9 protein-coding genes are annotated in these 15,551 nt (G+C 50.4%); 6 read left to right on the top strand and 3 right to left on the bottom strand.

What is annotated here, in order from left to right; genetic code table 11:
• Positions 1-224 precede the first annotated feature (224 nt).
• Together GRH90_RS13540 and GRH90_RS13535 are read right to left on the bottom strand one after the other, a co-directional pair.
• Positions 225-5,114 (bottom strand): hypothetical protein, encoded by a 4,890-nt coding sequence (locus GRH90_RS13540; protein WP_162366487.1) that lies wholly within the window; start codon positions 5,112-5,114, stop codon positions 225-227.
• Positions 5,115-5,809: 695 nt separating this feature from the next.
• The gene (locus GRH90_RS13535; RefSeq protein ID WP_162366486.1) at positions 5,810-6,526 is read right to left on the bottom strand and encodes a hypothetical protein; all 717 of its coding nucleotides are present in this window, start codon (positions 6,524-6,526) and stop codon (positions 5,810-5,812) included.
• A 785-nt stretch (positions 6,527-7,311) separates the two neighbouring features.
• Here GRH90_RS13535 and GRH90_RS13530 point away from each other — a divergent pair.
• The 6 genes from GRH90_RS13530 to GRH90_RS13510 all read left to right on the top strand — a co-directional run bounded on the left by GRH90_RS13530 (position 7,312) and on the right by GRH90_RS13510 (position 13,910).
• Positions 7,312-9,474 carry a YgiQ family radical SAM protein gene (locus GRH90_RS13530; protein WP_162366485.1) on the top strand — a complete coding sequence of 721 codons (2,163 nt, stop codon included), beginning with the start codon at positions 7,312-7,314 and terminating at the stop codon, positions 9,472-9,474.
• A gap of 224 nt (positions 9,475-9,698) precedes the next feature.
• Positions 9,699-10,001, top strand: coding sequence for an ash family protein (locus tag GRH90_RS26695; RefSeq protein ID WP_376766079.1), 303 nt, complete (start codon positions 9,699-9,701; stop codon positions 9,999-10,001).
• Complete coding sequence (locus GRH90_RS25930; RefSeq protein ID WP_178113150.1) at positions 9,994-10,167, top strand: hypothetical protein; 174 nt, start codon at positions 9,994-9,996, stop codon at positions 10,165-10,167. Before GRH90_RS26695 ends, GRH90_RS25930 begins: the two co-directional genes overlap by 8 nt.
• Positions 10,168-10,730: 563 nt before the next feature.
• Positions 10,731-11,075 (top strand): hypothetical protein, encoded by a 345-nt coding sequence (locus GRH90_RS13520; protein ID WP_162366483.1) that lies wholly within the window; start codon positions 10,731-10,733, stop codon positions 11,073-11,075.
• Complete coding sequence (locus GRH90_RS13515; protein WP_162366482.1) at positions 11,075-12,466, top strand: tyrosine-protein kinase family protein; 1,392 nt, start codon at positions 11,075-11,077, stop codon at positions 12,464-12,466. The genes GRH90_RS13520 and GRH90_RS13515 overlap by 1 nt, the downstream gene beginning before the upstream one ends.
• Positions 12,459-13,910, top strand: coding sequence for a hypothetical protein (locus GRH90_RS13510; RefSeq protein WP_162366481.1), 1,452 nt, complete (start codon positions 12,459-12,461; stop codon positions 13,908-13,910). The genes GRH90_RS13515 and GRH90_RS13510 overlap by 8 nt, the downstream gene beginning before the upstream one ends.
• A gap of 258 nt (positions 13,911-14,168) precedes the next feature.
• On the opposite strand, the gene ulaA is transcribed toward GRH90_RS13510, so the two are convergent.
• Positions 14,169-15,542 carry a PTS ascorbate transporter subunit IIC gene (ulaA, locus tag GRH90_RS13505; RefSeq protein ID WP_162366480.1) on the bottom strand — a complete coding sequence of 458 codons (1,374 nt, stop codon included), beginning with the start codon at positions 15,540-15,542 and terminating at the stop codon, positions 14,169-14,171.
• Between the last annotated feature and the right edge of the window lie 9 nt (positions 15,543-15,551).

Genomic DNA, 15,551 nt, shown 5'->3' with positions numbered 1-15,551 from the left:
TCCTGAATCTGGAATCTAATTTCGGTAAATTATCATAATCACGCCCTGTTGCCCTACTACCGTGACTAATGTAACAAACGAGACAGATGCCATGGGATTCATTTAGCATTGCTGAATGATTTATACAGACAGATTAAATTTATCGCGCCGCCGCGCGGTTCGGCGGCTTTTTGGCCGATATCCAGCCACCGGTATTCTGGCCCCCGTCAACGGTGGTAAGCGAATCAGGCTAAATCCGCCAGGTAAATTTCCTCGACGGCATAGGTGCCGTTTCCCTTCGCATCCGAGTGAAAATCGCCGATGTCATGGAAAACCGCTAACCGGTCGAAGGCATTACTGAATTTCATTACCATCTGCTTGGGTTTAGGGTATTGGAAATCCGGCAGTACGTAATTTCCCAGTGGCAAACAGAGATAACCAAGGGAGGCGACGGCGCCGCTGTTTTCCTCGTCATGGATTCGGTATATCTCTATATAACCATCGGAAAAGCCCACCGCCACCAGCGCGTTAAGAGCGGAAAACGCCACGCTTACCAGCGTGCCCATGCCGAAGCTTTCCACCGTGACGGGCCGGCTGCGTTGCAATAACATCGGCGTACCGCCGGCGGTGTCGACCAGCATAATCTCATGGACCTGCGTATTAGCGTTGCGCCGGACAAACCCAAGGAAGCGTTGATCAACCGACACAAAATCCGGCCGGTAGCCGGCAGGCGCTGCCCAACGGCTGGTCAACCCGGCCAACAAAGACCACTGGTTCTCCCTGGGCACGAACAGGTCGCCCATGTCCGTGACCCACCATGCCCGGCCAGGGACGGAAGATCCCTCCAGCATAGTGTCTTTATAAGGCGCTATCTCGCTCCGCACCGCCCGGGTTCCCATCGACGGCAGATGATAAAACGCCACCCGCTCCTCCTGCAAGGTATGGGCATACACCAGCACCAGGGTACCGCCGTCGGGTGAAACAACAATATCGGCCACCGCCTGCCGGCTGTTATTGCGATACAGCCGGGTTTTAACGCCATCCGGCGTCTGCGCCCACACCTGGCCCGGTTCATCAATCCAGAATAGGGGTTGCGGCGTCTCCGATAAGCAAAATTTGGTTACCACCGTCCGCTGGTTATTATCGCTAAAGCCCGGCAGCCAGCGGCGAAAACCGCCTTCACCGGTCAGCCGCAGGGCGTCGAGCCGATCGGGAAGCAGCTGTATTTCATACTCTTGTTGCAGCAATTCCTCATTGGAGGAATATTCGCTGTTGACAATAAACCACCGCGGTTCAGGCCCCTGGGCAATCAATACCGGCGGAGGGAAATGCCAGGTGATCCCCTCCACCCGCGCCCATTGCCGGCTCACCCATACGTTTCCCCGCATGCCGCGCGCCTGGCTGGCGACCGCCACGTTTTCCAGCGTCGCCCACAGCGCGAGCGGCTGGAAATTTACCACCCATTCATCCGCCAGGCTCCCATCCATCCTAAAGGTGCGCAGCGCCACGCTTGAGGCATGCAGCAGTTCGGAACGCCGTGGCCGATCAAGACGTAGCAACAGCGCCACCTGGCGTAGCCGGGCAAGCAGGCCAGATTGCGGTGTGGCCGAAGAATTAACCGCAGTCTTTACCGTGGCGCAAAGCGCCGCCAGGTCAGGAAACAACCGTTTGGGATAAGTCCGGGCCGCTAGCTGGTCAAACCGGGATCGGGAAACGCCCCTTTCTTTATAGGGCGCGGGAAGACGGCCTTTGGCATCGGCAATATCAAAACTGCCGGTGAACAATTCATAACGCAGGGTCCAGGGTTCGTGGCCCGGCAACGCCTCCTCCCCCGGCAAGGTATGGTAGCCGGCATCAGACGGTACGATATGCAAAAATCGATCGCCCATTTTCAGGAACATATTGTTCCCGTACCTGAATGCGCCGTTCACCAATGGCGGCAGCAGGATATCGATATAAGGCGCCTGGGTGGCCCGTGGGTTGGCGGCAATTCGCCGGCGCAAGGCTTCGCCAATATGGTGGGCGTTAGGCGGCTCGTCCGGCGAGGCAAACACAAAATCGCCCCCGTCGATCAGATAGGCTACCCGGAACGCCGGCGCGGTTGCCTGGGTTGGATGACGCAACAAAAACGTGGCGGCGTTTTTCTCGGGCGACAGGAGATAATCCGCTTCGCCAATCTTCACGTTTAGATGTGCATCGCCATGGATAGCGGCTAAGAAACCGGCAATACCCTCATCAGCCAGGGTGTAATTAGCCAGCAGCCGGCTCCAGTCCTGTACCCTGTGCAACGCGGCATGGCGTTTGCGACGTTGCGGCAAGGGTGTCAGGTGCAGCCCGAGGGTCCGGTTATCATTACCGGGTTCAATCATCAATGCCCATTCATCCGTCCGGTCCGGCGGCATCTGCCACTCATCAATGTTATCCGCCGGTATCAGGCTCCCGGATTCCAGTTCAAAGGCCCAACGGCGATGGTTGATTTCAAATAACACCCATTGCCGGTCGGCAAAGTCGAGCGTGTGGAGCGGATGAACCACCACCAGTTGCAAAGGCGAACCAACGGAGAGCGACCAAAAATAGGGGCTATTCTTGGTGCCGGGAACATCGGCATTAGCTTCCAGCTCGAAATCCGGCCGGTGCCAGGCGTTAAGCCGGCATTGCGCATTGCCAGTGTAGAGGCAATAGTATTTTTTATAAATACCGAACCGGCTGTGCAAATCCAACTGGGCAAACATCAACTGGCCGTCGGCTGTGCGCTCTCCGGTCTCCACCGCCACCACGCTGCTGTTTTGTATCCGCATTACCGAATAAGGGATGCCTTTCACCGTCACGGTCTGGGGCGTACTCGCATCCGCGCCATAGCTTACCGGTAAATCAAAATCGAGCGTTTCGGTAATAATCTTGGGGATCTGCCCGGATACCTTGGCCAAATGGGGCGACAATCTGCTCAGCCCTATTGCCGCCCTGCCGAGCAGCGCCAGATAAAGTCCTTTGCCCACGATATTCAACGAGCGCAGGGCGGCAAAACCGGGATCGATGCTTTTAAGCGTTTCTTTTTGTATCACCTGCATAAACGGACCGATTTGCAATCGGGTGGCCAAGATACCGCCGCCGATTTGTACCGAAGCGGACGGTATATGCCTGAACACCGTGGTTTCGGCAGCGATAAACATCGGCCCCCCCATCGTCTGGCCGATACCCGTCGCCGTTTCCCGGAACAGGACCAGACCAGCCTTAACGCCGGCAAAGACCAACGGCAAGCCCACCAGCGCGCCATCCACCAGGCATTCGGTAAACGCGGCGCGATGCTGGCGGGCAATCAGGGAGTCGATACAGCCATAAAAGGGGATCACATAACTGGCAACCACCCCCGCAATGCGGGGGAAGGTCGATTGCGTGCCGTTATAGCCCTGGTCATGGATTTTTTGCCGGTAGGATTGATAATGCAGTTCCGCGTAACGTTCCATAAGGGTGGACAACGTGTCGTTCGGCGCTTTTAACCTGGTGTTAGGGTCAACCGGCAGCAGATGAAACCTGTGCTGGGGCAGGAGCCTTGGCGCCGGCCAGTTAATCATATAAGGTCCCAGCGCGCTCAGATCTTTACCCTTCAGCAAGATTTCGCGCAGCAGGTAGCCCTGTTCCGTGATACGCAGGGCAAACAGCCGGCGTGCATGTCCCTGCCTGGCCTGAAAAAAAATCGTGTCGGGTTTACCGTGACAGTGAACCTGCGCGTTTGAATAAAACATATCCTTAGCTCGCCGGATTTGAACCAGCCTGGGGATCACCCATGCAATGCCCGCGCGTTGCAAAAAATCCACGTCTTCGGACTGAAGGTTGTCATCCCGGACATCACTGGCCACAAAAGCGGCAGCCAGCAGCGCGATGTCCAGTTCGCGGATTTTGGCGGCAAAACTATCCACTACCAGCCGATAATACGCGTCCAGATCGGGAACAGGCTCGCCAGATTCACCGCATCGCTGCCCGGACGGCCATTTTATCAACTGTTGAACAGGGCTAAGCGGGGAAAACCGGCTATGCCCGGGCGCCGCCGGATCGGCGCTTGCCAGCGGCGCCTCCGCCCGGCCGCAGTGTCGTTTAATCAGTTCCGCCGCCGCGGTTTCACGGCTGCGCCAGGAGGGCTGCTGATAACCGCCCTCGTAAAGAAGAAAACCGTTATACAGGCGCTGGGCGGTAAGATGCCGCATCTCCATTTCGTCCTTTAACAGGGCGAATGCGGGGTCCAGCGTATCGGATTCCAGCACCTGGCCCAGGCCAAGTTCCGGACGCGCGCGCAGATAATAAAGCAATAGGCCCAGGTACAGGGTGGCCTCCACACCGGATGCCAGCAGGCCCTGCCGGAACAAACCGACCAAACCGATGCCCAATTCAATTAGGCCATGACAGGACACCTGCCGGAGTTTCACCGGGTCAAGCAGCGCCATGGATCGGGCGCCAAATTGCATCAATGTCCAGGTCAGGCTGCCGACCCACAAATTATCCAGATCCAGCGTCGCCGGCAAACCGTTTATTCCCGATGTCTGCCCTTCCCCCGCGCGATAAACACTGTTGAGATAAAGTGCGGGGATTTCCGGCGCTTCATACATTTCCCGCCATATTCGCTCTGCCCACTCGTAACCCCCGGGGTAAGGCCACGAACGCAGCACGGCGATAAAATCCTTCTGCGTGACGTGACGGTTACCGGCGAATAACGTCGCGATACGCAGGACAATACTCTCTTTTTGATAAATAAGCCGGCACAGCGCCTGTCCGATCAGGCCGCGTTGCTGCAGCGGGGTAAGGTTTTCACCGCGACGTTCGCCATACAGCTGGCTACCGTAAAGCGTCAGGCGGGCAATACCCGGCATAATGGACGGCTGGCGCGAGACGCTATCGAGCAGGGTGGCGGCCAGCCGTAACGGCTCGATGCTTTCCGGATTGATCCCGGCCGCGGCGTTTTTATTAAGATACACCCCCAGCAGATATTGCCAGTCCGTACGCAGGTAGCGGGAGGATGGCGCCGCATGGCGTTTGGCGCGTGAACCGTCATTTTTATTGAAACCAGAATATTTAATATTTTCCGCGAGACGGGGAATAGCGCGGTCGTTTATTGCAGAATGGCGGTGAGCAGGAATATCCATGGTGGAATACGCCGCAGTCATGTTCTGATTGAAGTTTGTATTGTACATTTTAACCTGATACAGAGGAGAGGCCGCTGGTGAATGTATGGATAAATCAATGTTATTCATCATAATGAGCACCTGTCTCTTGTTCAGGGCATGGTCGTATCACGGCGTTAAACAGGGAAATCGCGTTGGGGTTTCCAGCTAAAACAAATACCATGACTGTGATTTATATTTAAATTAACTTTAATTATTAGATATAATTTAAATATTAAACATTGTGATAAATATTTTCAGGCATCGTTATTTATTCTTTATTTTCGAAAACGCCTTGGATGCATTGCCAAATCATGTCTGATTTTATGGCGAATACAAAGATATTTTGTGGTAAACAGATATGTCTGATTAAAATATAAGAAAAATATTTTGGCCGTTTTTCAATTTCCGCGCAAGGTGGGAAAGCGTGTGTTGATGGCGTCGACATACATCCACCTCATGTCGATTTTTTCGGGAAACATCAACATGAGCCGGCAGCCGCATAGCCCCTACCATCACCTGCCATTGCTTCCACCGGCCAGGGAATCCATTGAAACGTCTGCCACATCAAAGGCCTGTATCCCTGCCCGCGCCGCTCTGGCAAAGCTGAAACCGGCTGGTGAACTGCCGCCGGTTCAAGCATCCCCCAGAGCCTGCCGATGCTTAACAGCCAAAAATCATTTACCCAGCATCCCCAGCGCATTTTCCCGTTGCTCGTTAGAATACAGATGGGTTAACAACAGCGATCCGCAGGACATGCAAACCGTTGCGTGTCTCGGCTGTTTTAACCCTACCTTGATCAAAAGCTCATGCAATGGATTTTCTCCAGGCAGAGCCCGATATTGCGTGCGCACCAGCTTATGGCATGACTTGCAAACGCTAAGCAATAGAAAATCGCTCGGCACATTATTATTCTGCAATACGATAAAATGACGCGCCAGTTTATCAATAAAGCGGTCCTTATTTTCCAATGTTAGTTCGGAATTCTCATAAGCAGAGTGACCGCAATAAAGCAGGGTTAAATCTTCAACAACCAGGTTCCAGAGCGAATAGATACTGGTATTGTAACTTTCATGGCGGTTGATATCCGCCAATAGCTTTGCCGTTGACTCAGGATCCCGTTGCTGGTTAACTATCTGATGACAAAGACAAAGGGAGTAATTTTTCAGGCCGGCATCCCTGTCCGGCTGGCTTTCGCCCTGCTCGCTTAAAGCCTGCCCGAAAAAGTATTCAACCTCGGTTCCGTCTGGGCTGGCATCCATACCGAGGCTCGCCAGGATAAGTATATTTTGCTCGCCGCAGCCGGCGATGACCTTTTCCTCCGCCCATAAAATACACTCATCCTGGTAAGGCTTACCAAGAAATTTCAGTCCCCATATTTCATCCAATGTCATCCCATCCGCTCCCTGTGTTTTGAAAGATGAAACCATGCCGCTCAACGCAAGCGTAAATCGGTTGGTTCTACCTCGCCAGCCCATAATAAATGTCACAGGAGCCGGCCCCCTCGATGCTTCCTACAGTTTAAAGGCGAAACCGGCAAACAGAACATCAACCAATCCCGTGCCCGACTTGACTCAGGTCACACTTTTTTTAAACAGCTTATCCCGGTGCCAGCGTAAAGACATCCCCCCTTTTTATCAAACAGCGTATCATTTTGTACCGGCAGCATTACGCCATTATGCGGGTTGTGACATTCTGTACCAGGGTCGCATTTCCACCAGGCTCTGCATCCATCAACCGCGATTTGGCGGGCTCGCCGGGGGTTTTATCCGCGTCTTTAATGTCAATATCTTGCGCAATAACATCCAACGTTGGGCCAGCGCCCGTTGTATTCAGCTGCAACAATATAATAATTCATTCGATAAATTAGCATTACAAATAATAATATATACCTATAACATAACGAGAAAATAAAAAACCGCACAAAACTGCTTCTTGACGGCCATGAATACCCTCGTGATATCAGGGTTGCGCTTGATAAAAAGTAAGATAATAATTAAGAAATTGATTATTAAAGCAGATTATTTTTTCTTAACCTTTATATCGCAATCGGGTTATCCAGGCCCGCGCACCGTGTTTTTTTTGATCTGACTCATTTTTATCTCAATTTTCCCGGCCCTCCCCCGGCAAAATCGGTAAAATTTTTACCCCAAAGATGCCATCTGCTTAAGAGTTGCCCGTGCCGACAAGCCTGATCACCCCCGAACGCCAGCTGTTTTCCTATCCGCTTTACTGGGCCGAATGTTTTGGCACCGCGCCGTTCCTGCCCATGTCCCGCGCTGAGATGGACCGACTGGGCTGGGACAGCTGCGATATCATCCTGGTCACCGGCGATGCCTATGTCGATCACCCAAGTTTTGGCATGGCGATCGTCGGCCGGATGCTGGAGGCGCAGGGTTTTAGGGTCGGCATCATCGCCCAGCCTCTTTGGACCCACAAAGCGGACTTTATGCGCCTGGGCAAACCGAACCTATTTTTTGGCGTCACGGCCGGCAATATGGACTCGATGATCAACCACTACACGGCGGATAGGAAAGCGCGCCATGACGATGCCTATACGCCGGGCAATGTGGCGGGTAAACGCCCGGACCGCGCCACGCTGGTCTACACCCAGCGCTGCAAGGAAGCATTCGGCGATGTGCCGGTATTGCTGGGCGGCATCGAGGCCAGCCTGCGGCGTATCGCCCATTACGATTACTGGTCCGATACCGTGCGCCGTTCAGTGCTGGTGGATGCCAAGGCCGATATGCTGATCTACGGCAACGGCGAGCGCCCGCTGGTTGAAGTGGCCCATCGGCTGGCGGCGGGCGAACCTATCAGCGAGATAAACGACGTGCGCAATACCGCCGTATTGCGTAAAACGGCGCTGCCCGGCTGGACCGGCGTCGATTCCAGCCGCCTGGATACGCCGGGACGTATCGACCCCATCCTTAATCCCTATGGCGACGACCTGCCCTGTACCACGCGGACGGTAAAAGCATACGCCCCCAACCCCGTCAGCGTGAGGGCGCCCAAACCCTGGGAAAAGACCTACGTACTGCTGCCCTCGTATGAAAAGGTCAAGAATGACAAGGTGATGTATGCCCATGCCTCGCGCATCCTGCATCACGAAACCAACCCCGGCTGCGCCCGCGCCCTGATGCAAAAGCATGGCGATCGTTATGTGTGGATCAACCCGCCGGCCATCCCGTTGCTGACCGGGGAAATGGACTCGGTATTTGCCCTGCCGTACCAGCGCGTGCCGCATCCGGCCTATGCGAATACCGCTATCCCGGCCTACGATATGATCCGCTTTTCGGTTAATATCATGCGCGGCTGCTACGGCGGCTGCGCGTTTTGTTCCATTACCGAACACGAGGGGCGGATTATCCAAAGCCGTTCCGAAAACTCCATTGTGCGGGAAATCGAGGAAATCCGCGACAGCGTCCCCGGTTTTACCGGCGTGATCTCCGATCTGGGCGGACCGACCGCCAATATGTATATGCTGCGCTGCCAATCGCCGCGCGCGGAGCAGACCTGCCGCCGGGCGTCATGCGTTTATCCTGAAATTTGTACGCATATGGATACCAACCATGAGCCGACCATCAGGCTCTATCGTCGCGCACGTTCGCTGAAAGGGATTAAAAAGATCCTGATTGCCTCTGGCGTGCGTTATGACCTGGCGGTGGAAGACCCGCGTTATATCAAGGAACTGGCGGAGCACCATGTCGGCGGTTACCTGAAAATAGCGCCGGAGCATACCGAAACCGGGCCGTTATCAAAAATGATGAAACCGGGCATGGGCAGCTATCAGCGCTTTAAGCAGCTGTTTGACACCTATTCCCGGCAGGCGGGCAAGGAGCAATACCTGATCCCCTATTTTATCTCGGCGCACCCCGGCACCCGCGACGAGGATATGGTGAACCTGGCGCTGTGGCTGAAGAAAAATCGATTCCGGTTGAACCAGGTGCAAAACTTTTACCCCTCGCCCCTCGCCAGCTCCACCACCATGTATTACAGCGGCAAAAACCCGCTGGCGAAAGTGGATTATAACAGTGAAGAGGTGGAAGTGCCCAAGGGCGACCGCCAGCGGCGATTGCATAAAGCGCTGCTGCGTTACCACGACCCGGCCAACTGGCCGCTGATACGCGAAGCGCTGGCGGCGATGGGGATGCGGCAGCTGATCGGCAACCGTGGGGAGTGTTTGGTTCCACCGGTAACGGCGGAAGAGCTCAGGGCGGGAAAAAACCGGGATCGCGGGGTTAGACCGGCGTTAACCCGGTTTACGGCAATGGGGGCGCGGGCGGCTGGGAGTAAGCCGGCACGGTCGGGGGGAAAGACGGCAGGAAAAACCAGGAAATAACGCTGAGATTGTTAGTGATCCGGTTACTGGCTTAAGGTTTACGTTGTCTGTACGTTTAGGTTTATTATTGACTCCAATAACAGGCGGCATAAACTTGCCGGTTATTGGGGAATCGATAATTGCGGGAACGATCGCGAAACATAAATACTTATTTTTATTGGGTATATTCGGGGTTGCAATAGGCAAAACGGGTAAGGTATAGTCCTCTCGCTGCGACATAATCCGTGGCCGGAATTGGCGTTCCGAATCCCCCAATGGTGCCCGAACACGCATGTTTTGCGTGTTCATTTAAAGGCACAGCTCGTGTTTACCAAGCTTCAATGGTGGCCCGGGCAAGGCTTCCGCAAGGAAGACCGGCAGTCATTGGGGCCGGTACGCCAACCTTGTTCGGGCTACCACCCAATGAGCCTGGCGTCTCTGGTGGTGGCTTTGTAAGTTACCCAATGGAGGCTTGCTTTATGGCTACTTCTTTGTTTCATTCATGCGCAAAAATGTCCCTCAATTCTATAGAGGTGCGCTATGTTTGATAATGCCGCTCTTAGCCTGGAAGAAATCGTGGTTCACTGCCGTGCCCTGTCTTATGCCATTATTGAAATCTCCCATCCGGGGATAAAAGAGCTGTTGTTGTATATCCTTTCGGAAAGGTTAGAACTTCTTAATAAGACATTGGAAATGGACGTGGTCGAGAAATAGGGATTGATAGAGGGTGGTTAGGTTGCTTATCAGATGATCGGAGCTTAACTATCCCTGTGTAAGGACTGGATAAGTAAACGGCTATAATGTAGCGGAAAGTATTTCTCTTCCACTATTAGTGGTAATCACCTATATCAAGGGAATTTTCATGTTGCGAGTATTGCAAGGCAGATTTCGTTTGATCCGTCACTGGAAAGCCCTTGCTTATCCCGAGCTGATCTTTAACAGGTTTGGCACTTGAGTGCCTCATATTAACTTCACTCAACTCGTGTACATGAGTTGGTCGCAGTTGGCATTCCCGCGCATCAGTGAATGTGAATTGCAAGTCGCGATTGTCGCTTATGAGCCTGCAGTGGAGTAGCAGAAGTGATCCCGAATATATGCATAGAAAACGTTACCTATCGCGGACAGGCGTGGCGGGAAAAGCATTGCGCAGCAACAAATTTTGAGAAAAAATTTTGCTAGGATCAGTAGATATGTCATATTAGAAAGCAAGAAAATGCAGAATAATAAGTTGCTGGAGTGAATCAGTCGAAGACTATCAAAGCGCAGCAATTAGACATTTGAAAGATGCAAAAAATTTGAAGGCTAGCGACTCGTTAGACAATGCTGGTTATTTAATAGGTTTTGCGGCCGAATGCGCAATAAAATACAAAATAAGTACCTTAGGCGGGGGTATTGATAACCCTAAAGTACATTTCCCCCAATTAATCGAGGCTGCTAGGAAAAGACTTAATAGTAGATCAGAAATTGGTATGCTAATGATTTTAGACAGTAAAATACTGAATGGTTGGGATGTAAATAGACGGTATCATGCTTCTGGCAATACTACATCAGAAGAAGTAGATTTATGGATAAAAGAGACTACTCGTTTAATGGGAGCTTCAGGCATTAAGGAGCGGCTATAATGAAAAATATTTACTTTGATAATTCTTTACCGCTATTTGCAAAGTTTATACAAAAAGAGCTTGGCTCGGAATATTTGAAAAATAATTTTTTTCTCCGTGACGCAACTGGAGTTCTTTCTTTTATTGTACTCGACTTTAGGATAACATCGGACAAGAGAGTAAAGCTTTCGAAAAAAATAGCGCGTTTGCTCGGGAATTATGTTGGCCATGATGGTTTTGCACTTACTACCGCAGACGAATTATTTGATGATACTTTAAAAGATATATCGATAGCTAGCGAAGTTAAAATTGAAAGTACTGAATTTACTGGTTCTGTACTTCTTTTTGAGCGGAGGCTTATTGGAGCTGACTGGTTAAGAGATCCTAAAAAAAATCTATCACCCAAAACCGCAAAAATCGTCTTCTCCAGTGTTAAGGGTGGCGTAGGACGTTCTACTGCTCTTTGTGTTGTTGCAGCGGCTTTGTCGAGGTCTGGTAAACGTGTTTTAGCCATTGATATGGACTTAGAAGCTCCTGGTCTTGGTAATATGCTTTTAAAAGAAGATGTATTGCCCATCTATGGTCTGTTGGACTATTTTGTTGAGAAAAATCTTTATGAGCTTGGCGCGGATTTTTTTATCGATATTATGGGGCCTTCATGGATATCTCAAGGAAGAGGGAGAGTAGACGTTGTACCAGCCCTGGGTAGAAACTGTTTAGAATATCCGCAAAATGTTTTAAGTAAAATCGCGCGGGCATATCTTTCAAAGAACAGTGATGGCATCATAAAATCATTCATGGATTATATGGATGATTTGATCGGGTTTTTCTCTCTTTCAGGTAATTATGATGTCATCCTTATTGATGCGCGAAGTGGTTTACATGAAACCACAGCTTCCGCAATGGTAGGACTGAATGCGGATATTTTTTGCTTTGGCATTGATCAACCCCAAACGATAACAGGCTATGAATTATTATTTTCTCATTTATCTACATTTAGCAAAAACAATATCTCTTGGGCCAATAAATTACATTTTGTTCATGCCAAGGCCCAAGAAAAATCCAAAGAAAGAGAAAAATTTTCTCAGTTAATAGAGCAAAAAATTATTGATTATTTCATTGATAAAATGCCTGAAAATGACATCGATGTGTCTTCATTAAAAGACACGTTCGAGATGGATTGGAATGAAGCTGACACTCAATTGTTAACAGATATTGAAAATATTGATATAGATGATAAAATAAATCCAGTGATCCCTATTTTAGACGATAACCGTTTTCAAAATTTTAACCCTTTAGCTGATAGTGATTCACTTTCCGAAAGTGTATATACTGTTACTTTCGGTCCTTTACTTGAAAGAGTTCGCACAATAGTCAGCGAAAGTATCGTGGATGATAATTTTAATGAGTGATATCAATTACATAGCAATAAGAGAGTCACTAAGTCGTCTTCCTTCCGATCATGATGCCAGTGGCGAACATAAGCCAACAGTTGATGAAATATTTGCTCCTGAGCAGCACGCAAATGCCTTAGACCCAAATACTAGTGTCGTAGTAGGGGCCAGAGGCACAGGCAAAAGCTTTTGGGCAGGCGTTTTGTCCCAGAATGAGACGAGAATTGTTGCATCCGAGGCCTACCCTAATTTAGGCCTTGATAATCTTATTGTAACAACTGGCTATGATGGATTTATTTCCCCTCTTATAATAGATTCTCTTGTACCCAAAGGTAAAGAAAATTCTGTTGGCTATGCATTCTGGCAAGCAGCGATCATTAGGTCTGTTGAAAAGCAACTATCCAGTAAAGATTTACAGTTATCTGAAATAATGGAAAGGTATGCTAACCCAGAAAAAATTGAAGTTTATTTTGATAAACTAGATGTCAAATTAGAAAAAATCGGCCGTACTCTTTTAATTACTTTTGACGCACTTGATCGTTTGTCAAAAGAATGGGGACGCTCAACATTATTATTAGATGCATTATTCGAAGTTGCATGGGGGCTGCGCGCACGTAAACGCATTAAAGCGAAAATATTCATCCGTCCCGAGCAACTAAATGATGAATCGCTTAGGTTCGTCGAAATACCTAAATTAAGAAGTTCGCGAATTGAACTTGAATGGTCCCAAGTAGAATTATATGGTCTATTATTTTCCCGGTTAGCTTACGCTGAATATGCCAAGGACTTTCATAAGTTGTCCGCTTTAATTGGCGCTCCTTTTAAAAACTTATCACATAAAAATAGGCGATCTTGGTCTCTTGTTTTTGATAAAGATTTACAAAAAAACATGATGACCCAACTAACGGGACCGTACATGGGTAAGAATTTTAAAAAGGGTGGTACCTACGATTGGCCTTATAAACATCTTGCTGACGCCAACGGTAATGTAACACCAAGAAGCTTCATAAAACTTTTTGCTGAGGCTGCTAAAGTTGGCACTATAGCCCCTGCAAAAATTTTATCAGCTGAAGGTATTCGGCATGGGCTTCGTGAAGCTTCAAAAGTGAGAGTTGACCAATTAAGCCTTGAGTATCAATGGGTGAAAAGAGCATTAGCACCATTGGCTGGATTAAGTTTGCCTTGTAAAAAAGAAGACATGTTCAAGCGCTGGCGCGATAGTGATACTATACCCGTTATTATGGAGGCGTCACGCTCTCCTGAAGGAGGTTTTCTTCCTCCTTTTCCACCAGATTTATATAATGGTAAATTCAAATTTGAGGCATTAGCCTTAACTGAAGCAATGGAAAAAATTGGACTTATGGAATATCGTGCTGATGGCCGTGTTGATATTCCCGATCTATTCCGTATCGCCGCTATGATGCTAAAAAAAGGCGGAACAACACCTCTTCGGAAGAACTAAAAGCCGAGCAGGCCTTTTAATTAAAATTGATAAATCGAGCTGAACGCGAAAAAGCGGTGTGATTCTCAGCGCGCTGGTCACCGGTAATAGTGAAACTGAAGGATGTTCGGAAAAAAGGTCAGACGAAATAGTTACATGTAACGCAAGTGCAAACCGACCCTGCCGTGTCGCTACTGCGAGGAGAAGCGCATCAGCTTCATATTTTATACATCAAGGGGCTGTCACCAGCCCCTTGATGTGCTATTTACAATACCTTATTCAAACCCCGCCCTCCTCCACCGCCACCTTCTTTTTCGCGGTAAAGTTATAAATCACCATCAGCACAAACACCCCGGATATCGCCATGGTGATGGTGCCTTTATCCAGGAAGCGCGCCATATTGCCCAGGATGATCCCCACCACGCCAAAATCGGTGTCCGAGAAGGTGGTGTTGGTCAGGCCCGTGGCCCCGAGTACCGGCAGTAGCGCGACAGGCAGGAAAGTGATTAATATCCCGTGGACAAAAGCCCCGGCCATGGCGCCGCGCCTGCCGCCGGTGGCATTGCCGAATACGCCGGCGGTGGCGCCGCAGAAAAAGTGCGGTACTACGCCCGGCAGGATTAATACCCAGTGCAATTGCCCGAGGAAAAACAACCCCACCAGGCCGCCGATAAAGCTGAAAATAAAGCCCAGCAGCACGGCGTTGGGCGCATAGGGATACACAATCGGGCAATCCAGCGCCGGGCGGGCGTTAGGCACCAGCTTTTCCGAGAAGCCGGTAAAGGCGGGCACGATTTCCGCTAAAATCAAGCGCACGCCTTGCAGGATAATAAATACGCCGGCGGCAAAGGTTATCGCCTGAACGAAGGAGTAAACCAGGTAATTTTGGCCATGGCTGAACTGGCTTTCTACATATTCCCTGCCCGCGGAGATCGACAGGATAAAATAAATGATCATCATGGTGATCGAGATCGAGATGGTGCTGTCGCGCAAAAAACTCAGGTTTTTCGGCATGTTCATCTCTTCGGTGGATTTGGATCCCTTACCCACCAACGAGCCTATCCAGCCGGAAAGAACATAACCGACGGTGCCGGTATGGGCTAAAGCCACCTGGTCGTTGCCGATTATCTTGCGCATATACGGCTGGGCCATCGCCGGGAAAATCGCCATCAGCAGGCCCAGCGTCAGGGAGCCGGTATAGATAAGCTGCACGCCCTCGAATCCGGCCACCGATAAAATAATCGCCACCATACAGGCCATATAGAAGGTGACATGGCCTGAAAGATAAATATATTTCAGGCGGGTAAAGCGGGCGACGATGATATTGGCCACCATGCCGAAGGCCATGATCAGCGTGGTCGAGGCGCCATATTTTTCCAGGGCGATGGAAACCATGGCTTCATTGTTGGGGATGATGCCCTGCACATCGAAGGCATGTTTAAAGATATCACCCAATGGCGACAGTGAGCCAACCAGGACGGTCGCCCCGCCGGCCAGCACCAGGAACCCCAGGATGGTTTTAACCGTGCCTTTTATCACGTCGGGAAAGGGCTTTTTCTGCGCGACCAGGCCGAACAGCGCCACTAGCCCGACTAAAATAGACGGTACTTTGAGTACGTCGACAACTACCAGTAAAAGGTTTTGTATGAACATAGCAACCTC

The sequence above is a fragment of the Acerihabitans arboris genome (assembly GCF_010131535.1).
Classification (GTDB): domain Bacteria; phylum Pseudomonadota; class Gammaproteobacteria; order Enterobacterales; family Enterobacteriaceae; genus Acerihabitans; species Acerihabitans arboris.
Note: the sequence above shows the minus strand (reverse complement) of the source record. Positions and strands in the feature narration are given on the sequence as shown.